This is a genomic window from Amycolatopsis sp. NPDC049252 (assembly GCF_043197175.1).
In the GTDB taxonomy this organism is placed as follows: Bacteria; Actinomycetota; Actinomycetes; order Mycobacteriales; family Pseudonocardiaceae; genus Amycolatopsis.
The window spans coordinates 129774-151014 of sequence record NZ_JBICSQ010000015.1 but is presented as its reverse complement, the minus strand read 5'-3'; the positions used below and the strand labels follow the sequence as shown (position 1 = coordinate 151014).

At 70.4% G+C, this 21241-nt stretch carries 22 protein-coding genes; 7 read left to right on the top strand and 15 right to left on the bottom strand.

The window, feature by feature from the left end:
- Positions 1 to 223 (top strand): transposase (locus tag ACGFMK_RS19850; protein WP_392764936.1); only part of this gene is annotated, 223 nt, incomplete at its 5' end.
- 41 nt (positions 224 to 264) lie between these two features.
- Here the strand turns inward: ACGFMK_RS19850 and ACGFMK_RS19845 are convergent.
- From ACGFMK_RS19845 to rfbA, 5 genes are read right to left on the bottom strand one after another with little or no spacing between them, the layout of a single operon-like run.
- Positions 265 to 879, bottom strand: a complete 615-nt coding sequence (locus tag ACGFMK_RS19845) for a hypothetical protein (protein ID WP_392764934.1) — start codon at positions 877 to 879, stop codon at positions 265 to 267.
- A gap of 26 nt (positions 880 to 905) precedes the next feature.
- Positions 906 to 1919: a hypothetical protein gene (locus ACGFMK_RS19840; protein WP_392764932.1), complete on the bottom strand. Its 1014-nt coding sequence runs from the start codon at positions 1917 to 1919 to the stop codon at positions 906 to 908.
- Positions 1916 to 3442, bottom strand: a complete 1527-nt coding sequence (locus ACGFMK_RS19835; RefSeq protein WP_392764930.1) for an aromatic amino acid lyase — start codon at positions 3440 to 3442, stop codon at positions 1916 to 1918. Before ACGFMK_RS19835 ends, ACGFMK_RS19840 begins: the two co-directional genes overlap by 4 nt.
- Positions 3439 to 4545 (bottom strand): AMP-binding protein, encoded by a 1107-nt coding sequence (locus ACGFMK_RS19830; RefSeq protein ID WP_392764927.1) that lies wholly within the window; start codon positions 4543 to 4545, stop codon positions 3439 to 3441. The genes ACGFMK_RS19835 and ACGFMK_RS19830 overlap by 4 nt, the downstream gene beginning before the upstream one ends.
- A gap of 4 nt (positions 4546 to 4549) precedes the next feature.
- Entirely contained in the window at positions 4550 to 5422 is an 873-nt protein-coding gene (rfbA, locus tag ACGFMK_RS19825; protein WP_392764952.1) for a glucose-1-phosphate thymidylyltransferase RfbA, read from the bottom strand.
- Between the two features lie 934 nt (positions 5423 to 6356).
- On the opposite strand from rfbA, the gene ACGFMK_RS19820 reads away from it, so the two are divergent.
- From ACGFMK_RS19820 to ACGFMK_RS19805, 4 genes are all read left to right on the top strand, one after another.
- A complete protein-coding gene (locus tag ACGFMK_RS19820) occupies positions 6357 to 7073 on the top strand; it encodes an LmbU family transcriptional regulator (RefSeq protein WP_392764924.1) in 717 nt (238 codons plus the stop codon).
- Positions 7074 to 7236: 163 nt separating this feature from the next.
- Complete coding sequence (gene metK, locus ACGFMK_RS19815; protein ID WP_392764921.1) at positions 7237 to 8442, top strand: methionine adenosyltransferase; 1206 nt, start codon at positions 7237 to 7239, stop codon at positions 8440 to 8442.
- Between the two features lie 245 nt (positions 8443 to 8687).
- A complete protein-coding gene (locus ACGFMK_RS19810; protein WP_392764918.1) occupies positions 8688 to 9290 on the top strand; it encodes a TetR/AcrR family transcriptional regulator in 603 nt (200 codons plus the stop codon).
- 48 nt (positions 9291 to 9338) lie between these two features.
- Positions 9339 to 10238: an NADP-dependent oxidoreductase gene (locus tag ACGFMK_RS19805; RefSeq protein WP_392764916.1), complete on the top strand. Its 900-nt coding sequence runs from the start codon at positions 9339 to 9341 to the stop codon at positions 10236 to 10238.
- A 7-nt stretch (positions 10239 to 10245) separates the two neighbouring features.
- Here the strand turns inward: ACGFMK_RS19805 and ACGFMK_RS19800 are convergent, their stop codons facing one another.
- Positions 10246 to 10713 (bottom strand): cupin domain-containing protein, encoded by a 468-nt coding sequence (locus ACGFMK_RS19800; RefSeq protein WP_392764914.1) that lies wholly within the window; start codon positions 10711 to 10713, stop codon positions 10246 to 10248.
- A gap of 55 nt (positions 10714 to 10768) precedes the next feature.
- A complete protein-coding gene (locus ACGFMK_RS19795) occupies positions 10769 to 11719 on the bottom strand; it encodes an alpha/beta hydrolase (RefSeq protein WP_392764911.1) in 951 nt (316 codons plus the stop codon).
- A gap of 106 nt (positions 11720 to 11825) precedes the next feature.
- On the opposite strand from ACGFMK_RS19795, the gene ACGFMK_RS19790 reads away from it, so the two are divergent.
- On the top strand, positions 11826 to 12431 hold the full coding sequence (locus tag ACGFMK_RS19790; RefSeq protein WP_392764909.1) for a TetR/AcrR family transcriptional regulator: 606 nt from the start codon (positions 11826 to 11828) through the stop codon (positions 12429 to 12431).
- 11 nt (positions 12432 to 12442) lie between these two features.
- On the opposite strand, the gene ACGFMK_RS19785 is transcribed toward ACGFMK_RS19790, so the two are convergent.
- Positions 12443 to 13936, bottom strand: a complete 1494-nt coding sequence (locus ACGFMK_RS19785; RefSeq protein ID WP_392764908.1) for an FAD-dependent monooxygenase — start codon at positions 13934 to 13936, stop codon at positions 12443 to 12445.
- A 62-nt stretch (positions 13937 to 13998) separates the two neighbouring features.
- On the opposite strand from ACGFMK_RS19785, the gene ACGFMK_RS19780 reads away from it, so the two are divergent.
- Positions 13999 to 14625 (top strand): TetR/AcrR family transcriptional regulator, encoded by a 627-nt coding sequence (locus tag ACGFMK_RS19780; RefSeq protein WP_392764906.1) that lies wholly within the window; start codon positions 13999 to 14001, stop codon positions 14623 to 14625.
- 26 nt (positions 14626 to 14651) lie between these two features.
- Here ACGFMK_RS19780 and ACGFMK_RS19775 read toward each other — a convergent pair whose 3' ends face one another.
- The 7 genes from ACGFMK_RS19775 to ACGFMK_RS19745 form a co-directional block, all read right to left on the bottom strand.
- A complete protein-coding gene (locus tag ACGFMK_RS19775; RefSeq protein ID WP_392764904.1) occupies positions 14652 to 14969 on the bottom strand; it encodes a winged helix-turn-helix domain-containing protein in 318 nt (105 codons plus the stop codon).
- Complete coding sequence (locus tag ACGFMK_RS19770; RefSeq protein WP_392764901.1) at positions 14966 to 15457, bottom strand: hypothetical protein; 492 nt, start codon at positions 15455 to 15457, stop codon at positions 14966 to 14968. The genes ACGFMK_RS19775 and ACGFMK_RS19770 overlap by 4 nt, the downstream gene beginning before the upstream one ends.
- A 105-nt stretch (positions 15458 to 15562) precedes the next feature.
- The gene (gene yjfF, locus ACGFMK_RS19765) at positions 15563 to 16546 is read right to left on the bottom strand and encodes a galactofuranose ABC transporter, permease protein YjfF (protein WP_392764898.1); all 984 of its coding nucleotides are present in this window, start codon (positions 16544 to 16546) and stop codon (positions 15563 to 15565) included.
- A complete protein-coding gene (locus tag ACGFMK_RS19760; protein WP_392764895.1) occupies positions 16543 to 17589 on the bottom strand; it encodes an ABC transporter permease in 1047 nt (348 codons plus the stop codon). The genes yjfF and ACGFMK_RS19760 overlap by 4 nt, the downstream gene beginning before the upstream one ends.
- A complete protein-coding gene (locus tag ACGFMK_RS19755; protein ID WP_392764892.1) occupies positions 17586 to 19100 on the bottom strand; it encodes a sugar ABC transporter ATP-binding protein in 1515 nt (504 codons plus the stop codon). Before ACGFMK_RS19755 ends, ACGFMK_RS19760 begins: the two co-directional genes overlap by 4 nt.
- 11 nt (positions 19101 to 19111) lie before the next feature.
- Complete coding sequence (locus ACGFMK_RS19750; protein ID WP_392764889.1) at positions 19112 to 20092, bottom strand: ABC transporter substrate-binding protein; 981 nt, start codon at positions 20090 to 20092, stop codon at positions 19112 to 19114.
- Positions 20093 to 20175: 83 nt separating this feature from the next.
- Positions 20176 to 21225 carry a LacI family DNA-binding transcriptional regulator gene (locus ACGFMK_RS19745; protein ID WP_392764887.1) on the bottom strand — a complete coding sequence of 350 codons (1050 nt, stop codon included), beginning with the start codon at positions 21223 to 21225 and terminating at the stop codon, positions 20176 to 20178.
- Between the last annotated feature and the right edge of the window lie 16 nt (positions 21226 to 21241).

The following is a 21241-nucleotide window of genomic DNA, read 5'->3' as shown; positions in this document are numbered from 1 at the left end:
CCGACTGGTCCGCGCCCGCGGCATCACCCCGCTCATCGCCCGCCGTGGCACCGAGCACGGCTCCGGCCTGGGCACCATCCGCTGGCCCGTGGAACGCACCTTCGCCTGGCTCAAGAATTTCCGCCGCCTGCGCATCCGCACCGAACGCCGAGCCGACGTGCATCGAGCCATCCTCAGCCTGGCCTGCTCCATGATCTGCCTACGCAAACTCATTCTGAACTGACCCCTAAGTCCCTCAATGCGACATTCACGGCTTGGGGAGGATCAGTTGTACTGCAGGGCATCCAGGCCGATCGCCAGGCCCAGGGCCAGGCGGCGGTCGATCTCGTCGTCCTCCAGGCGCAGCAGATAGTTGTCCGACAGCCGCGCGGTCTTCTCCACCGCTCCCACGACCTGGTCCTCGCCGCGGGTGAAGTCGAAGTGGTACTTCCAGAAGAACGGGACCTCGACGTCACCCGGCCACGGGACCAGTTTCCAGATCCGGCGGAACGCCGCCATGCCCTGGCTGCGCTCGCTGACCGTCAGGCGGTCGCGACCCTCCTGGTCGAGCACCCAGGTCGAGCGGTAGAACGACTTGCCGAACTTCTTGCCGAACAGGCCGAGCACGTCTTCGTCGCCGCCGGTGCCCAGCACCTGGTACGCGCTGGAGAGCTCTTCCACCTTGTGGGAACGGAACTTCGCGAGCACCGTTTCCTTGCTCTCGTCGGTGTAGAACGTCGCGTGTTCCTTGAAGGTGAGGCGCTTCTCTTCGATGAACGCGACCAGGTCACCCGGCTGGCCCTGGCCGTCGTCCGCGTACACGTGGTAACGGATGACCATCAGCTTCTGCTTCTGCCGGATGTGGAACCGATCGTGCTTCTGCAGCTGGTGAATTTCCATGGGTCCCCCGTAAGCGGTCTAACCGATCATGGTTGCTCGATGCTAGCGCGGCCACCCGCGGCGAGCCGCACCGCGGGAACGGCGTACCGGCGCGCGATCTCGTGGAACACGGCCTTCGGTTCCCAGCGTTCGAGGTCGTCGGGGTCGATCTTCACGACGCTGAACGACGCCATGTCCAGGTCCCGCAAGGGATCCGCGAAGTGCGGGTAGTCGCGCAGCGCGAACGTGTAGACGAAGGCGCCGTGGACGTCGTTGCGGGAGTAGACGTCGATCATGTCGCCGACGTACGCGGCCTGCACGCGCTCGCTGCGGATGTTGCCCTTGCGGATCTTGGGCGGCACCGAGAGCCAGTTGACGATCTTGAACGAGCCGGGCCCGCGTTGCGCGCCGCCGACGTAGGCGCCGCAGCCGAACTCCGTGATGAGCAGCGGTTTCCCGGCGCGCGCGAGCCGTTCCCGCAGCCGCACCTCGAACTGCGCCGAGTTCGACGCCGTGCGGTACAGGTTCACCCCGGCGTAGTCGAAGCCGGACCAGTCGACGTCCTCCCACGACGCCGCCGCGTAGGTGACCGGGCCGCCGAACACCGGCTTGACCCGGCCCAGCGCCCGCGCCAGCAGCTTGTTCACCTTGCGGTTGATCCGCTTTTCGAAACGCCGCCGCCAATGGATGGTGAGCAGCAGCCGCATCGCCTCCGGCCGGCCGGGGATCATCCCGGCCAGGTGCAGGGAGAACTCGCAGCCGACGACCAGGTTGACCCGGCCGGGGAAGCCGCGTCGCAGCTGTTCGGCGGCCAGCGCGGCGATCTCCAGGGTGCGCAGCACCTTCCGCCGCCCGATGTCCACCGGGTGCGGCTCGATCCAGACGTCGAGGCCGTTCTCCAGCGCGTGGTGCGCCGCGGTGAACAGCTTCGGCAGGTCCATCCCGATCAGGATGACGTCGGTGCAGTGCAGCTGCTCCTTGATCGCGCGCAGGTCGTGCGCGGCGGCTTCCTCGCTCACCTCGTCGACCTGCAACGAGATCCCCTTGACCCGCAGGCTCATCCCGCGTCGCCGTTGGCCAGCGCGTCGGTGGCGTAGCGGTGGAGCAGGTCGCGCGCCGCCCGCACCTCGCCCGCCATCGGCCGGTCCTCGGCCAGCGGCGGGCAGATCCCGGCGAGCTCGGCCCAGATCCCGCCATCGGCCGGCGGCGCGCCGGTCATCACGGCCAGCTGCGCGACGCCGAGCGCGAGCGAGCCGATCACCAGCCAGCCCAGTTCCAGGGCCTCGGCCACGGAGTTGGCGCCGTTGAGCGCCATCGGGACGTGGTCCTGGTTCCAGCCGTTGGTGGGCAACGTCGTCAGCGACGACGGGTAGACCAGCTGCCGGATCCGCGACACGAACGACGTCGCGCTGATGTGCACGCCCGCCAGCCCGCAGCCGCGACCGGCGCGCGGGGTCAGCATCGGCGGCAGGTCGCCGTTGGTGGCCGGGGACAACAGCAGCCCGAGCTGCCGTTCGGCCAGGTAGACGGCCATGTGCATGGCGAGCCCGGTCTGGTCGGAGGCGAGCCCGACCGGCATCGCGTGGAAGTTGCCGCCGTGCAGCAGCCGCCCCTCGAAGGTGATCGGGTTGTCCTGGCAGCCGTCGACCTCCAGGGCCAGCACGTTGCCGACGTTGTCGAGCTGGTCGAGCACCGCGCCGAGCACCTGCGGCGCGCACCGCAAGCTGTAGGGCTCCTGCAGCGGCCGCTTCGGGTCGCGGGCCTGGCCGTCCGGCAGCTCGCGCCGGATCCACTCGGCCGCGGTCAGCTGGCCGAGCTGGCCGCGCGCGATGCCGTGCCCGGCGTCGTAGTGCTCCGGGTTGGCGCCCAGCAGCTTCGCCAGCCGGCCGGTCAGCATCGCGGCCGCCTGCACCAGCCGCAGCGCGGACTGGTGGTTGACGATCGACTGGGCGAGGCTCGCGCCGGTGCCGTTGACGAACGCCAGCGCCTCCCGCACCGGCCAGTCGACCGGCTCGTGGCCCAGCGCGCTCAGCGCGTCCTTCGCGGGCACCGTGGTCCACCGGCCGCCGCCGTCGCGGCGCCACGCCCGGCCCTGCCCGCCGAACGCCAGCGCGGCGTGCGCGAGCGGCTGCAGGTCACCGCTGGCGCTGACCGTGCCGTGCCGCGGGATCACCGGCGTGAAGCCCTTGTTCCACAGGTCGGCGAGGATCTGCCAGAACCGCGGCGTGACGGCGGAGTAGCCCTTGCGCATGTTCTGGATGCGCAGCCACAGGATCAGCCGCGAGACGTCGGGCGCGAGCGGCGCGCCCTGGCCGGTGCCGAGGTGGGAGATGAGCGAGCTGCCCTGCTCCATCTCGGACTCGGCGTCGAACACCACCAGCGGCCCGAAGCCCTGGGTGAGCCCGTACACCGGCTTGTCGGCGGTGAGGTGCTCCTCGATGGTGCGGGCGCTCGCGCGCATCCGGGCGATGTCCGCGTCGTCGCACGGGTCGATCTTCGCGTCCCAGTCGGCGCTCCAGACGATCTCGCTCAGGTACGTGGAACTGGTCAGCTCGCGGCCCTGGCTTTCGGCGATCGGTGTCACCTCGCTGCGACCTCCTCGTCGGGTGTGGTGGGGGCGGGAACGTGCCGCAGCTTGCCCAGGGCGGACCGGTCGATCCGGGGCACGACGTGCAGCTTGCGCGGCCGGACGCCCAGGCGGGCGAACGCGGCCGCGAGGTCGAGGTCGGCGACCTCGGTGCCGGGCGCGAGGGCGACGAGCAGTTCGACGTGCTCGCCGATCTTCGGGTCGGTGACCGGCAGCAGCGCGAGGTCGGCGCAGTCGAGCACGGCTCGCAGGGCGTACTCGGCGTCGTCGAGGTTGATCCGGCGGCCGTTGACCTTGACGAGCCGGCCGGCCCGGCCGGCGTGCCGGAACGAGCGCTCGCCGAGCGGCACGACCCGGTCGTCGGCCTCCCAGGACGCCGGCTCCGGTTCGCCGGGCCGGAACGCCAGCCGAGGGCTGGTCACGGCCAGCGGCACCTCGGTACCCGGCGTCACCGGCCCCGCGAACCCGACGTCCGGGAACAGCTGCCACTCCGGGGGCTCGCCTTCGCGCCAGGTGCGCGTCGCGATGCCGCCCGCTTCGGTGGAGCCGAGGACCTCGACCAGCAGGGCGCGTTCCGGACCGAGTTCGCGCAGCAGGTCGCCCGCGGTGGCCGGCAGCATGGCGCCGCCGTAGAGCACGGTGAGGTGGTCGAGCCCGCGCACCCAGTCCAGGTGCCGCAGCAGCAGCTCGAAGATCCACGGCGTCGCCATCACCACCGGGCGGCCGCCGATGCCGGGCAGGGTGCCGTAGAAGCCGTCGCGGTACCACGCCGGCACGCGCAGGCGGGCCGGGACGAGCACCGTGGCCAGCGCGCCGAACAGGTGGACCGGTGGCACGAACGACACGACGGCGTCCGGCCGCCCGGGGGCCACCAGGTCGGCGAGCATCCCCGCCTCGGCCCACACCTTGGGCCCGTGCCGCCGCCACCGCCGGCGCGGCCCGGTGGTGCCCGAGGTGTGGAAGTCGACGACGGCGGGCAGCGCGTCCGGCCCGATCGCCGGCTCGCGGTCCCACCGGACGTGCCAGGCGCGCCCGGTCACCTCCGGCGCCGCGAACCCGGGCGTGAGCAGCTCGTGCGGGGTCAGCTCCGCGTATCCCATCCCGCTAGCCCAGCGTCTCGGCGAGCTGGACGAGGTACTTGCCGTATTCGGAGCTCTTCATCGCCTCGCCGGCGCGCCGGCACCGCTCGGCGTCGATGTAGCCCATGCGCAGCGCGATCTCCTCCAGGCACGCGACCCGCACGCTCTGGCGCTTTTCGATCACTTGAACGTATTGGCTGGCGGCGAGCAGGGAGTCGTGCGTCCCGGCGTCGAGCCAGGTGAACCCGCGGCCGAGCCGGCACAGCTGCGCGCGGCCGTCCTTGAGGTACGCCTTGTTGACGTCGGTGATCTCCAGCTCGCCCCGCGCCGACGGCTCGATGCCGCGGGCGATCTCGACGGCGTCGGAGTCGTAGAGGTACAGCCCGGTGATCGCGTTGTCGGAACGCGGGCGCAGCGGTTTCTCCTCGATCGACACCAGGGAACCGCGATCATCGGTTTCCCCGATGCCGTAGCGCTCGGGATCGGAGACCGGGTAACCGAACAGCGTGCAGCCGTCGAGGCGCTCGCGCGCGGCGCGCAGGATTCGGGAAAAGCCGGCACCGTGGAAGATGTTGTCGCCCAGGATCAACGCGGACGGATTCCCGTCGATGTGGTCCGCGCCGATGAGCAGCGCCTCGGCGATGCCGCGCGGCTGGTCCTGCTCGGCGTAGCCGATGTCGAGCCCCAGGTCGGAGCCGTCGCCGAGCAGCGCGCGCAGGGCCGGGATGCTGTCGGGGGTCGAGATGACCAGGATCTCCCGGATGCCGGCGAGCATCAGCACCGAAAGCGGGTAATAGACCATCGGCTTGTCGTAGACCGCGAGCAGCTGCTTCGACGTCGCCTTCGTCAGTGGGTACAACCGCGAACCGGTTCCGCCGGCGAGCACGATTCCTTTCATGGCCTTGTTCATTTCTGGGTCCATTCGTCGATATACGTCGACCGCGAGGCGATAATGAGAATGCCGCGATGTGGATATCGGAACCCTAGGCAAGGCGACGCGGAGGCGTCAATGGCGCGGGCACCGCATCGAAGCCCTTCTCCCCGATGCCGGCGGGTGACGATTTCCGGTCACACTCCCGGGGTTCGCCGGTATTCACCGGCACGGACCGGACGTCCCGCCGGCGGGACGCGGGTCCCGCGCCCGGCACCCGCCGGGCGGGCGCGGAAGCGGCGCCGAGTCCGGCGTGGACACAGCGCGCCCAACTTGTCAAAGACCAACAGCGGTGCCAGAATCCACCTGGTCACCGAGGTGGTCCGCCTCCGCGCGGAATCGTCGCGCACCCGGATCGCTTCGGCCGGACGCGGGCCCGTCGAGGCCCGCACCACTGGGGCACCTGGGGGCGCTTTGGACACGACCGTTTCGGCACGGGGGCTCGGGCACGACCGGCGACGGCGGACGCGAAGGCGCGCGCCGGGCCGGGGAGCCAACGGACAAACCCGAATGATCTTCATTTAGTCCACGGCGTGAACTAACCGGCCGCGCCCACCCCGGACGGCGGGACGCGTGCCCGGGATCACTTTCCCTATACACCACACCGTTGTGGTGCCCTCCCGGAATGGGACGAGAGCGGCCACGCGCCGTTCCGATCCCCGTGGCGAGGTGCTCAGGTCACCCGCACCGCCCCGAATTCCGGAACGGCGCACGAAGCCGCCCCGGGGAATCCCGGAAAACCAACCCGGCACCATGCCCGCGTGTAGGGTGCTGGCACCAAGGAATTCACCCGATCGTGGAAGGAGGAGAAGGCCAATGGGGAGGAGCACAGGGCGGCCCGGAGACCACGTTCACCGGGCCGAGGTCGTCTACGTCGATGACGCCTAGGAGACGAATGGTGATGATGACGAGCAAAGAGGGCAGCATTCCGCGGCACGCCGAACCGGCCGGCAGCCCGCGGAACACCGACCGGTCACCGGTCGCTTCGCCCCCGGGCCGCCTGTCCGGCCGGCCGTTCACCGACGGGATGCTGACCAGGCGGACCAGCCTCAACCTGCCACCCCAGATCCCGCTCGACGAGTGGAGCAAGATCGGCCACGAGATCTTCGTGATCTCGGAGTCCTCGACGTGGTGGCTGGGCGACTGGTTGATCTACGGACAGGCGCAGTACCCCGACCGCTACATGCACGCGATCGCGAAGACGTCATTGGATTATCAGACGCTTCGCAACTACGCGTGGGTGGCGCGACGGTACTCGGTGACCCGCCGCCGGCCGGCGCTCAGCTTCCAGCACCACGCGGAGCTGGCCAGCCTGCCGGAGGAACAGCAGGAGAAGTGGCTCGACCGGGCGGAGAAGTTCGCGTGGTCACGCAACGAGCTGCGCAACCGGGTCCGGGCCAGCCGCAAGGCGGCGCGGGCGGCGGACGACGAGGACGGCAGCGACGTCCTCAGCATCGAGATGAACGTGCCGGCGGACCGGAAGCAGCGATGGCTCGAGGCCGCCAGCACGACGAAGCAGGACCTGCTCTCGTGGATCGTGTCCATTTTGGACAACGCGGCGGACACCGTGATCGGGCTGCCGGACGACGACCACGCGATATCGGGCAAGGAAGGCTGACCACCTCCCGACGCACCACCGGGGAAACCGAGTTCGACCGAAGTTCACTGGGGACTGGGGAAAGACTTCGACTCGGGTTCACCACCAGCGGCAGGCATTCCGTGCGGAATGCCTGCCGCTGTCCGTTACTCCCGGCGAAACCTTCACGGAAGCGAGGACCGTCATGTCCGGCAGCAGGTTGTTCACCTCGGAGTCGGTGACCGAAGGGCACCCCGACAAGATTTGCGACGCCATCAGCGACTCGATCCTCGACGGCCTGCTGTCGAAGGACCCGCGCAGCCGCGTCGCGGTCGAAACCCTGATCACCACCGGCCAGGTCCACGTCGCCGGTGAGGTGACCACCGAGGCCTACGCCGACATCCCCACCATCGTCCGCGACGTCATCCTGCGGATCGGCTACGACTCCTCCGCCAAGGGTTTCGACGGCAACTCCTGCGGCGTCAACGTCGCGATCGGGTCCCAGTCGGCCGACATCGCCCAGGGCGTCGACACCGCCTACGAGACACGGGTCGAGTCAGGGGCCTCGGTCGAGGACGAGATCAACCGCCAGGGCGCGGGTGACCAGGGCCTGATGTTCGGCTACGCCTGCTCCGACACCCCGGAGCTGATGCCGCTGCCGATCGCGCTGGCGCACCGGCTCTCCAAGCGGCTGACCGCCGTCCGCAAGGACGGCGTGCTGCCCTACCTGCGCCCGGACGGCAAGACCCAGGTGACCATCGAGTACGCCGGCGACCAGCCGGTCCGCCTCGACACCGTGGTCGTGTCTTCGCAGCACGCCGACGGCATCGACCTGGACAAGATGCTCAGCGTCGACGTCAAGGAGCACGTGGTCGGCCCCGAGCTCGAGGACCTGGGCATCGACACCTCCAGCGCGCGGTTGCTGGTCAACCCGACCGGTCGTTTCGTCATCGGTGGCCCGATGGGGGACGCCGGCCTGACCGGCCGGAAGATCATCGTCGACACCTACGGTGGGATGGCCCGCCACGGTGGTGGCGCGTTCTCGGGCAAGGACCCGTCGAAGGTCGACCGCTCCGCCGCGTACGCCATGCGGTGGGTGGCGAAGAACGTCGTCGCCGCGGGCTTGGCCACGCGGACCGAGGTGCAGGTCGCGTATGCGATCGGTAAGGCGGCGCCGGTGGGTTTGTTCGTGGAGACGTTCGGGACGGAGACGGTGGATCCGTCGAAGATCCAGCAGGCCATCACCGAGGTGTTTGATCTGCGTCCGGCCGCGATCATCCGTGATCTGGACCTGTTGCGCCCGATCTACGCCCCGACTGCCGCGTATGGCCATTTCGGTCGTCCGGAGCTGGGTCTGCCGTGGGAGAGCACCGCCCGCGCGGCGGACCTGAAGGCCGCCGCGGGAGCCTGACCCGTTTGCGCTGAAGGGCTCTGCGTCCCTCACACCCCATCCCCGGGTTGAAGATCTTCAACCCGGGGATTTGTGGTATCCGGGACTTCTTCCGCATCCGGACTGTCCACTGTGGTCGCGGGAAAGGCCCGAGAGCGCAGGCCGGGTTGCGTCGTCAGCCACTTCGGTTTGACAGGACCAAGCCCCGCCGGTAGATTTTCAATACGGAACGGTGTCGTATTGAAAGTCAGGAGATCGGCGGCCCGATGAGCAGCCCACCAGACCTGCCCCCGCCGGGCCGGGGCAGGCCGCGTGACGCCGGCCGGGACGTGGCGATCCTCGACGCGACCCTTCGTTTGCTCGTCGCGTCCGGATACGAGCAGATGTCGATCGAAGCGGTCGCGGCCGAAGCCGGGGTCTCCAAGGCGACGATCTACCGCCGCTACCCGAACAAGGCGGCGCTGGTGGTGGGAGCGGTCGAGCACCGGGCGGGTGCCACACCACCCGAGGTCACCTCGGACAACCTTCGCGACGGCCTGGCCGCGATGGTGGCCTGGCTCGCCGGCGAGATCGCCGAGCAGGAGGTCGGACTGCTCGGCGCGCTCTTCGCCGGGATGCGCGGCGATCCGGACCTGGCCACGGGGATGCGGCGCATCCTGCGGCGCGACGAGGCCGCGATGGCCGGAGAATCCTTCCGCGGCGCGCTCGAACACGACGAAGAACTGTCCCCGCGTGCGGCGGAGCTGTTCGCGGAGATCGCCCCGGCCGTCATCGTCCACCGGATCGTCGTGGCCGGGAAACCCTGTGACGACACCTTCCTCGACCACCTCGTCGACGACATCCTGCTGCCGCTCATCCGGCGCCGGTGAACGGCGACGAGCACCTTCGACGGCCCGACAGTCAGGAAAGGACCGGCCATGCGCATCGTCCGATACGATCGATTCGGCGGTATCGAGCAGCTGCGGATCGACGAGGTCCCCGCCCCCGAACCCACCCCGGGTCAGGCTGTGGTGCAGGTCCGAGCGTCGTGCATCAACCCCGGCTCCCTGTCCGCGCTGCACGGAGCGCCCTACGTGCCGATCCGCGACCTGGCCGGCACGGTCACCGCGGTCGGCGCGGACGTGCGCGACATCAAGATCGGTGACGAGGTGCTCGGCTGGTCGCAGGACTGGTCGGCGCACGCCGAGTTCGCCGCCGTCCCGGTCGATCAGGTGGTCCCGAAACCGGCCGTGCTGCCGTGGGACGTGGCCGGTTCCCTGTACGTCACACCGATGGCCGGCCTGGCCGCCGTCCAGGCTGTCGAGCCCCGCGAAGGTGAGGTCGTCGTCATTTCCGGCGCATCCGGCGGGGTCGGTCTCACGGCCGCGCAACTCGCCCGGCGAAATGGCGCGACGGTGCTCGGCATCGCGGGGCCGGGCAACGCGGACCGGCTGCGGAAGTTCGGTGTACGCCCGGTGTCCTACGGCACCAACGTCGCCGAGAAGATCCGCGAAGCGGCCGACGGTCGTCCGATCGACGCCTTCATCGACGCGTTCGGGTCGGGCTACGTCGACCTCGCTCTTGCCCTCGGCGTGTCCCCGCCGCGCGTCACCACCGTGGTGGATTACCAGGCCGCCAAGGAAAAGGGGGTCCAGGCCCTGGGCACGGCGAACGCCGGTGGTGCTTCAGGTCTGCGGGCTCTCGCCGACCTCAGCGCCTCGGGGAACCTGGCCGTACCCATCGCCGCCGCCTACCCGCTCGCCGCGGTCCAGGCCGCCTATCACGTACTCGCCGGGACGCGGCCCTTCGGGCGGATCGTCCTGCACCCGCAGGAATAGCCCGCTGTCAGCGTGGCGGGCCGACGATGACGTTCCCGAACTTCTCCGCCGCCTCGGCCATCCGGTCCGGGGAGATCTCGAAGCCGTCCGGGCGGGGTTCGGCCCGGTCGCGGCCGGCGTGGCGGAACATGCCCTCGATGCCCGCCGGGGTGTTGATCATCAGCAGGTCGGCCTTCGCGGACGTGATGCGGTAGGCGTGCGGGATGTTCTTGGGCAGGAAGACGATGCCGCCCTCCGCCAGCTCCATCTCCTCCTCGCCCACCCAGACCAGCGCGGTGCCCTTGATGAGCATGAAGACTTCGTCTTCCTTGGTGTGCAGGTGAAACGGCGGCGCCTCCCCCTTGGCGACGTCGAACCGGCCGACCATCAGCTGGCCGTCGGTCGCCGCGCTGTCGAGCAGGATCGACAGCGTGCCGCCGTCGAGCCACTCCAGTTTCTGCTGCTGATCGGGCTGGGCGAGGTAGGCCATGCTCATCGGGTGGCTCCGTTCGAAAGGACGGGTCCGAAACGGACGAGTCCGAAGTGGATGGTCAGAGGGAACCGAGGACACGCAGGCGATCGGTGACCGCGCGGCGGGCGACGTCGGTGTCCCAGGCGAACGTTTCGAACTCGTGCGGTACACCGGGATGCAGGTGGAACTCGACGTCGACACCCGCCGCGCCGAGCCGCCGGGCGTAGTCGAGGTCCTCGTCGCGGAAGATGTCGAGCTGGCCGACCTCGAGGTACGTCGGCGGCAGGCCCGAGAGGTCGGCCGCCCGCGCCGCGGCGGCGTACGGCGAGACGTCCGGCCCGCCGGCCCGGTCACCGAGCAGCGCCGCCCACCCGGTGGCGTTGTCGTCGTAGGTCCACGTCGCGAACGGGACCAGCTCCGGATCCGGCGTCGTCGTGCGGTCGTCGAGCATCGGGAAGACGAGGATCTGGCGCGCCACCGCCGGTCCGCCGCGGTCACGGGCCAGCAACGTCACCCCGGCGGCCAGGCCGCCACCGGCGCTGTCGCCCATCACGGCGATCCGGGCCGGGTCGACGCCGAGTTCGGCGGCGTGGTCGTGCAGCCACCGCAGGCCGGTGTAGACGTCCTCGACCGGCGTGGGGTCGGGGTGCTCGGGAGCGAGCCGGTAGTCGACGGCCAGCATCGGCACCCCGCTCGCGGACACGTACCGGGCGATCGGCGCGTCGTAGAGCGCGACGCTGCCCAGGATCATCCCGCCGCCGTGCAGGTACAGCGCGGCCGGACCGGGGGCGGCGCCGTCCTTGGCGTACCAGCGCAGCAGCACCTTCGTGCCGTCCCCGGCGACCGCGTGGAAGTCGGTGGCCGTCACGTCGGCCGGCGTGGGCTGCAGCGCCGCGGTCTCGGCCATCATCGCTTCCAGCGCGATTCGGCGGGTCGCGACGTCGCCCACGGCGGGGTGCGGTGCGTCGGCCATGGCTTCGGCCATCGGCGCCAGGATCGCGGCGACCTGAGGGTCGACGGTGAATGTCACGGAGGTCCTTCTTCCCGGCACTCGTGCGCCTTAAACGGACGATATCGTCCGGCTAACGAGGCTGTCAACGATGCCTCCGGACCCTCGAGCTGCGATGATCGGTGCCGTGACCGAGGAACAGGACAAAGTCGTCCGGCGACGCGGACCACGGAAGGACGCGGCCGGCAACCGCGACCGGGTCCTCGCGGCGGCCGCCGCCGCGGTCCGCCGGGAAGGGACCGCGGTCCCGATGGCCACCATCGCGGCGGACGCCGGGGTCGGCGTCGGAACCGTGTACCGCCACTACCCCTCGCGGGACGCGCTGCTCGGCGCGTTGACGCACCGGTCCTTCCAGCTGGTGCTGGAAACCGCCCGCCGCGCCGCGGCCCTCGACGGACCACCGATCGAGCGGATCCGCTTCTTCCTCGACCGGACCATCGAGCACGGATCGGACCTCGTGCTCCCGATGCACGGTGGCCCGGCACCCGTCGACCAGGCCACCGTCGCCCTCCGGGACGAGGCCCACCGGACACTCGGCGCGATCCTCGACCAGGGACGGGACGACGGCACGATCCGGGCCGACGTGACCAGAGCCGACATCGTCAGCTTCGGCGCGTTGCTGGCCCAGGGTCTCTCCCACGTCCCGGAGTGGAAGCTCACCGCTCGCCGTCAAGCCGACATCTACCTCACCGGCCTCCTGAACCGCACCGGCCGGCCGGATCCCGGCCGCTGAACCGGCGGGGGTCACCGCGGTTCACCGAACCACGTGGTCAGGGCTTCGCGAAGGGAAGCCGCGTCCGGAGGGCCGTCCGCGGCCCAGGCGACGTAGCCGTCCGGGCGGAGCAGCAACGCGGTCACACCGGGCGCCGCGGGTAAGCGGCACAGGTCGACCCGGTCGCGCCAGCCTTCGGCGACGGCGTCCAACCCCGCCGAACCACTCAGATCGGCCAGGACCGGCCGCGGCAGCCGCATGGCGTCCGCCAGACCGGGGAGGTCGGGCAGGTAGCGCCCCGTCAGCGGGTGGGCCCGAGGGCCCGTGCCGTAGCGGACGTCGAGGCCTTGCAGCCGGGCTCCCAGCAGGTCGGTCAGGGTCACGTCGTCTTCGAGCAGCTGCGCGAACAACGCTCGCATCGCACGGCTGTGCGGGTCCGGCCGCATGAGCGCGATCTGCGCGCGGGTGTTCTCCAGGACCTGCCTGGCCACCGGGTGACGTTCGGTGGTGTAGCTGTCCAGCAGCCCGCTCGGCGCCCACCCGTGCACGGTCGCGGCCAGTTTCCACCCGAGGTTCGCCGCGTCCTGCAGGCCGGTGTTCAGGCCTTGGCCGCCGAAGGGCGGGTGCACGTGCGCGGCGTCGCCGGCCAGCAGCACGCGACCCCGTCGGTAGGTTGCCGCTTGCCGGGTGTTGTCGGTGAACCTGGCCGCCGCTTCGACTTCGGTGACGACCACGTCCGCGCCACTGACGCGGCGCAGTGCTTCCTGCACCTCGGCCCGGGTGACCGGGGCATCGCGGTCGGCGGGCGGTCCGGCGAACTCCACCGTCAGGATCCGGCCGGGTTTCGGTCCGTGGGCGTACAGCCCGCGGTCGGTGGCGTGCCACCCGGTGGGCAGCGGCACGGCGGGGTCCAGGGTGAGCATCGCCTGGTAGCCGGTGGTCAGCGGGTCGGTACCGGGAAACGCGAACCCCGCGAGCTTGCGCACGGTGCTGCGGCCGCCGTCACAGCCGACGAGATACGCGCACCGCAGGGCTTTCGCGCCATCGCTCGTACGCACGCGCACGGTCACCTCGTCCGGGTTCTGCCAGAGCTCGGTGGCCTCGTGCCCGGTCAGCACCGGGACGCCGAGCTCGGCGACCCACGCGCCGAGCAACCGCTCCAGCGCTTGCTGCGGCAGGACGGTGGCGGGCGGGACCTCGAGGGCCGATCCGGTGTTCAGGAGCAACCCCGCGAAGTGCCCGCCGAACCGGGCTGGCGGGCGGCCGTCGGCGCCGGGGGCGGTGCGCTCGCGACTGAACGCGGCGAATCCGTCACCGTGCTTCGCGGCTTCCGCGGCGATCCGGGCGCCGAGCCCCCGCCGGGCGAGCAGCTGGTTGCTGCGCCCGTTGATCCCGCCCGCCTTGAGGGCCTGGTTCTGCTCGGTCAGGCGTTCCAGCACGACCACGGAAACGCCGGCGAGGCTCAGCTCCGCCGCGAGCAGGAGCCCGACCGGGCCGGCACCGGCCACCACCACGTCCACATCCATAAAACTATGATGGTACTAAAATTATGATCGTGTCAAGTTTGGTCCTGGTATGGTTTTCGACCATGCGCGAGGGACTGAGAGAACGCAAGAAGCGGGAGGCCCGGCAGCACATCTCCGATGTCGCGACACGCCTGTTCGCTCAGCGCGGGTTCGAGGCCGTGACGGTCGTGGAGATCGCCGAGGCGGCCGGCGTCGCCAAGGCCACGGTGACCAACTACTTCCCGCGCAAGGAGGACCTGCTCCTGGATCTGCAGGCCGAGGCCGAAAAACTGCTCGTCGACGCCCTCCGGGACCGGCCGCCCGGCCAGCCCGTCGTCGAGGCGGTCCGGGGGCTGATGCACCGGCTGCTGGCCCAGCGGCACGTGCTGTCCACCGCCGCGCCGGGCATGGCGAAGTTCGGTCACCTGATCGCGGACAGCCCCGCGCTGCTCTCGCGGGCCCGGGAACAACGCGAGTACCTGGAATCGGCCGTAGCCCGCCGGCTGAGCGAGGAAACCGGCGATCCGGTCCGCGCCGACCTGGTCGCCCGCCTGCTCCTGGCCGCGGCGACCACCGTCGTGGTCACCCCCCTGCGCCGGCTCATCGCCGGCGACCCGGCCCCGGCCGTCGCCACGGATCAGAGCCGGGTGATCGACGAGGCCTTCGACCTGCTGACCGAGGGGATCGGCACCTTCGGCAGCGGCACCTGAGCCCCTCGACGGTGGCCCGGCAACGGCTACCCGGACTGCGGGCTGCGGGTTCGCTCCACGATCATCCGCAGCGCCTCGACGTGCCCGAGGAACCGCTGCCGCCCCTCGCCGGTGGCCTGCACCGAAGTCTTCGGCACCCGCCCGGCATACGTCCGCCGCTGCTCGACGTATCCGTCCTTCTTCAGCGTGGCCAGCTGCTTGGACAGCGCGGAGTCCGACAGGGCCACCGCGTCCCGCAGAAAAGCGAAATCGCACCACTGCGCCGCGCACAGCACCGACATGATCGCCAGCCGCGTCGGATCCGACAGCAGGCGATCCAGCCCGGACGGTGGCGGAGCCGTCATGCGGGCTGCCGCCGCTGGGCCACCGTGAGCAGCAGCTGCGACAGCGCGAACAGCCCGGTGAACGCGGCGCCGTAGAGCACCCCGCCGACGGTCCCGGGATACCCGGGCAGGCCGACGGCACCGGCGAGATCGTGGGTGATCTCGCTGCCGTAGCGGGAGATCAGCCACGCGCCGAGACCCGCGAGGAGCGCCACGACGCCGAAAACCCACGGGACGAACGACTGACGGCGCTGCACACCGCGCACCCTACCCAGCGGCGCGGGCCCGTTCACGCGACTGGTCGCGAACACCACGGCCAGCACCACCAGCACCAGAACGGCGACGAGTTTGGCGCCGCTGAGACTGATGAAGTCGTTGAGTGCCATTCCCCCGGCGGCCAGCACGAAGACCACGGCGTAGACCCACCACGGCAGCCGTGCCGCCCGCCGGGTCCGGTCCTGCTGCGCCCGAACCGTGGCCAGTGCTTCCGCTGCTTGCTGCTCGTCCATGACTACCTCCATCGACTACTTGCCTACTTGGAAAGTACTCACTTCTTTCCCGATAGGCAAGTAGTCGGCTTCGGCGTTCACGGCCGCGGTCACCCGAGAAGCCGGCTACCGGGTTCTACGGGTGACCAGGCGCTGCAGGACGATGAAGACGAACAGGAGCGCCCCGGTGATGATCGAGGTCCACCACGAGTTGAGCGTGCCGTCGAAGGTGATCAGCGTCTGGATGATGCCCAGGACCATGATTCCGAGCACGGTGCCCAGCACGTAGCCGGAGCCGCCGGTCAGGATGGTGCCGCCGATGACCACCGCGGCGATCGCGGTGAGCTCCAGGCCGACTCCGTTGAGCGGGTCGCCGGAAGACTTGTACAGCACCAGCAGCAGCCCGCCGAGGGCCGAGCAGAAGCCGCTGATCGTGTACACCGCGATCTTCGTGCGGCCGGTCTTGAGGCCCATCAGCATCGCGGACTGCGCGTTGCCGCCGATCGAGTAGACCGTGCGCCCGAACCGCGTGAACGCCAGCACGTAGCCCGCGACCGCGACGACGACCAGGGCCACGATCACGCTGATCGAGATGTGCAGCTCCCCGCCCAACGGGATCTGCGTCTGGGCGAGGGTGGCGATCGTCGGGTTGTCGATCGAGTACGCCTCGGTGCTGATCGTGTAGCAGAGCCCGCGGGCGAAGAACATCCCGATCAGCGTCGCGATGAACGGCTGGATCTCGAAGAAGTGGATGAGCACGCCCATCCCGGCGCCGAGCAGCGCGCCGAGCACCAGCACCACCGCGATCGCCGCGTAGGCGGGCCAGCCGTGCTTCTGCATCAGGTCGCCGGAGACCACTGTGGACAGTGCGACGACGGACCCGACGGACAGGTCGATGCCGCTGGTGAGGATCACGAACGTCATCCCGACCGCGACCACGAGCAGGAAGGCGTTGTTGATGAACAGGTCGAGCACGACCTGCCCGGACCCGAACGCCTCGTAGCTCGACGCGCCGAAGACGTACGCCCCGACGAGCAGCGCCATCGTGGCGAGGATCGGCAGGTGCCGTTGCTTCGGCCGGTATCCGCGGACGCGGTCCAGGGTGGTCATGCCGTGACCTCGACCTTCTCCGGAGCGGACGTGGGGGCCGGCTGCCCGGGCCGGGGTGTCCGGCGGCGCCGGAGCTTGCGGCGGAACGCGGGCGACTGCAGCAGGCACACCGCGAGCACGACCACGGCCTTGAACAGCATGATCGCCTCGGGCGGGATGCCGAGGGCGTAGACGGTGGTGGTCAGCGTCTGGATGAGCAGCGCGCCGATCACCGCGCCGCCCACGGAGAACCGGCCGCCGGTCAGCTGGGTGCCGCCGACGACGACGGCGAGGATCGCGTCGAGCTCGATGAACAGCCCGGCGTGGTTGGCGTCGGCGCTGTGCACGTTGGCGCTGATCATCAGCCCGGCGATGCCCGCACACAGCGCGCAGAAGACGTAGACCAGCCAGGTCAGCCGGGCCGAGCGGAGGCCGGCCAGCCGGCTGGCCTCCGGGTTGCCGCCGACGGCCTCGACGAGCAGGCCGAGGGCGGAGCGGCGGACGAGCAGCGAAGCGAGGACGAACACGGCCAGCGCGATGAGGATCGCGCTCGGCAGGGTCAGCACGAAGCCGCTGCCGATCCATTCGTAGGGGGCCGAGTTGATGGTGATGATCTGCCCGCCGGAGATCAGCTGGGCGATCCCGCGCCCGGCGACCATGAGGATGAGCGTGGCGATGATCGGCTGGATGCCCAGCGCGGCGACGAGCCAGCCGTTCCACACCCCGAGCACCAGCGACAGCCCGAGCGCCAGCCCGACCGCGACGAGGGTGGCGCCCACGCCGTCGGGGTGGTCGGCGATCCACAGGCAGGCCAGCGAACCGCTGATCGCGACGACCGCGCCGACCGAGAGGTCGATGCCGCGCGTCGCGATCACGAGCGTCATGCCGATCGCGATGAGGATCAGCGGGGCGCCGTTCTTCAGGATGTCGACGAGGTTCCCGTAGAGGTGGCCGTCACGCAGTTCGATCGAGAAGAACGCCGGGCTCGCGACGAGGTCGCCCGCCAGCAGCGCCAGCAACGCCACCACGGGCCAGAAGAGCCGGTGTTTCGCCAAGCCGGTCATGCCTGCACCCCTTCGGCCATCGTGGCCATGACGTCGTCGGCGGTGAGCCCCTGGTTTTCCCGTTGCGCCACCACTTTCCGGTCGCGCAGCACCACGACGCGGTGGCTCAGCCGGAGCACCTCCTCCAGCTCGGCGGAGATGTAGACGACGGCCATCCCGTCGGCCGAGAGCCGGGTGACCAGCCGCTGGATCTCCGTCTTGGCGCCGATGTCGATGCCGCGGGTCGGCTCGTCGAGGATGAGCAGCCGCGGCTCGAGGATGAGCCAGCGGGCCAGCAGCACCTTCTGCTGGTTGCCGCCGGAGAGGTTGCCGACGAGCGCCTCGGGGTCAGCGGGGCGGATGTCGAGCGTTTCGACGTACTTCCGCGCGATCTCGTCCTGGCGGCGGCGGGACAGCGGCCGCGCCCAGCCGCGGGAGGCCTGGAGCGCGAGGACGATGTTCTCCCGGACGGTCAGGTCCTCGACCAGGCCTTCGGTCTTGCGGTTCTCCGAGAGGAACGCGATCCGGTGGTCGAGCCCGGCGCGCGGGGTGCGCAGGTTCGCGGCCTCGCCGTCGACGCGAACCGACCCGCTGTCGGCGTGGTCGGCGCCGAAGAGCAGCCGGGCGAGCTCGGTGCGCCCGGAGCCGAGCAGGCCGGCCAGCCCGACGACCTCGCCCACGTGGATGTCGAGCGTGAACGGCTCGATGCCGCCCTTGCGGCCGAGGTCTTCGGCGGACAGGAGCACCGGCGCGTCCGCGACCTCGGCCCGGCTGGGACCGGAGTCCTCGAGCGTTTCGAGGACGCGCAGCTCCTTGCCGATCATCCTGGTGACCAGCTCGACCGGCGTGATGTCCGCGGTGCGGTACTCGCCGATCAGTTTTCCGTTGCGCAGCACGGTCATCCGGTCGGCGATCGCGAAGACCTGGTCGATGACGTGCGAGACGAACAGGATCGCCAGGCCTTCGTCGCGCAGCGAGCGCACCACCGCCAGCAGCCGCTCGACCTCGCCGGCGTCCAAACTGGACGTCGGCTCGTCCAGCACCAGGACCCGCGCTTCGACGTCGAGGGCCCGGGCGATGGCGACCAGCTGCTGCACGGCGATCGAGCAGGTGCTCAGCTCGGCCGAGACGTCGACCCGGACGTCCAGCCGCGCCAGCAGCTCCTCGGCCCGCCGCCGCATCGGGCCCCACTGGATGCGGCCGAAGCGGCGGGGTTCCCGGCCGAGGCAGACGTTCTCCGCCACGGACAGGTTCGGGCAGAGGTTGACCTCCTGGTAGACCGTGCTGACGCCGGCCCGCTGGGCCTCGCCGGGGCCGCCGAAGGAGACGGCGGTCCCGGCGAGCGTGATCGAGCCCGCGTCCACCCCGTGCACACCGGTGAGCACCTTGATCAGCGTCGACTTCCCGGCGCCGTTCTCCCCCATCAGCGCGTGGACCTCGCCCGGGAACAGGCGGAAGCCGACGTCGTCGAGGGCGGTGACACCGGGGAACTCCTTGCGGATCCCGGACATGACGAGGATTTCGGCGGGCATCGCGACACCCCTCAGTACTGGCGCTGCGGCAGCGCGGCCTTCGCCGACGCCTGGTCGAACTCGGTCTCCTGGGTCTCGATCCGCTCGGGCACCTGCTCCCCCGCGTTGACCTTCTTGACCAGGTCCATCAGCTGCGGGCCGAGCAGCGGGTTGCACTCGACGACGTGGTTGATCTTGCCGTCGGCCAGCGCCTGGAGGGCGTCCTTCACGCCGTCGACCGAGACGATCTTGATGTCCTTGCCCGGCACCTTGCCCGCCGCCTGAATCGCTTCGATGGCCCCGAGAGCCATGTCGTCGTTGTGCGCGTAGAGCACGTCGATCTTCGGCTGGGACTTGAGGAAGGCCTCCATGACCTCCTTGCCCTTCGCGCGGGTGAACTCACCGGTCTGCGAGGCGACGATCTTGTACTTCGGGTCGGCGGCGATGACGTCCCCGAAACCCTTCTTGCGATCGTTGGCCGGGGCCGAGCCGGTGGTGCCCTGCAGCTCGACGATGTTCACCTGGCCGGTGGCGCTGCCGAACTCCTTGGTCAGCCACTCTCCCGCCTTCTTGCCCTCGGCGATGAAGTCCGAGCCGAGGAAGGTCTTGTAGAGCGTCTTGTCCGGCGAGTCGATCGCCCGGTCGGTGAGGATGACCGGGATCTTCGCCGTCTTCGCCTCCTTGAGCACGGTGTCCCACCCCGACTCGACCACCGGCGAGAAGGCGATGACCTTGACCTTCTGCTGGATGTACGAGCGGATCGCGGCGATCTGGTTCTCCTGCTTCTGCTGCGCGTCGGAGAACTTGAGCTCGATCCCGGCGGTCTTGGCCGACTCCTGGATGGACTTGGTGTTCGCGGTCCGCCAGCCGCTCTCGGCGCCCACCTGGGCGAAGCCGAGCGTGATGGCTCCGCCGGTGGTTCCCGTGCCGCTGCCACTACCACCACCGCAGGCGGTGAGCAGGACCAGTCCGGCCGCCACGGCCGCCGCGGCGGCCCATCGCTTCTTCAGCACGTTCACTCCTCGATCGACGGTGATCAACACTGTTAGCGCTAACTGTCCGATTCTGGTTCGGCCGGGTTTCGCCGGTGGCGGCGCTACCGCGGCCCGGTGCTCTCGCGCACGATCAGTTCGGGCACGACCAGGGCGCGCGCACGCCGGTCGCCCCCGCCCATGCGCCCGGTCAGCAGGCCGAACGTGCGCCGGCCGACCTCGATGAAGTCCTGACGCACCGTGGTGAGGGGCGGCGTGAAGTACGCGGCTTCGGGCACGTCGTCGAAGCCCGCGACCCGGACGTCGCGCGGCACCGCGACGCCGGCTTCGGCGAACGCGCGCAGTACGCCGAGGGCCATCTGGTCGTTGCCGGCGAAGACCGCGTCCAGGCCCCGTTCCCGGGCGAGGAGCCGCCCCGCCTCGTACCCGGAACGCGAACTCCAGTCGCCGCGCACCACCAGCGGCACCGGAACGCCGTGGTGCTCCAGGGTTTCCCGCCAGCCGAGCTCGCGGTCGCGGGCCTCCAGCCAGTCCTCCGGCCCGGCGACGTGCCAGACGGTGCGGTGTCCCAGGGCGAGCAGGTGTTCGGTGGCGCGCCGGGCGCCGTCGCGCTGGTCGACGGCGATCACCGGGACCGCCGCGCCCTCGCCGCCGCCGACGGCGACGACCGGGAAATCCGCGGGCACGGCTTCCAGGGCCCGGGCCGCGGTCACGTGCGGCGCGATGACGATGATGCCCTCGACGGCCTGACGGCGGAGGCTCTCCACCGCGTCGGCGATCGACGACCGGCCAGGACGGCTGACACTCGAGATCGTGATCACGTAACCGGCTTCGCGAGCGGCGTTCTCGATGCCGTACAGCGTGCTGGCCGGACCGTAGAGGTTGGACTCGAGCGCGACGACGCCGAGCGTGCCGGTGCGTCCGGTGACCAGCGCACGGGCCGCGGAGTTCGGGCGGTACCCCAGCTCCTCGATCGCGGCGAGAACGCGGGCCCGGGTCTCCGGGCGAACCGGGCCGGTCTCGTTGATCACCCGGGACACGGTCATGTGGGACACGCCCGCCACCTCGGCGACATCGGTCAGGCTGGGCTGCCGCGCGTCGGCGGCAGCCGTCCGGACAGGGCCACCGGAGCGGGATCGTTCGGCCACCGGCATCCCCTTCCTCGCGAAC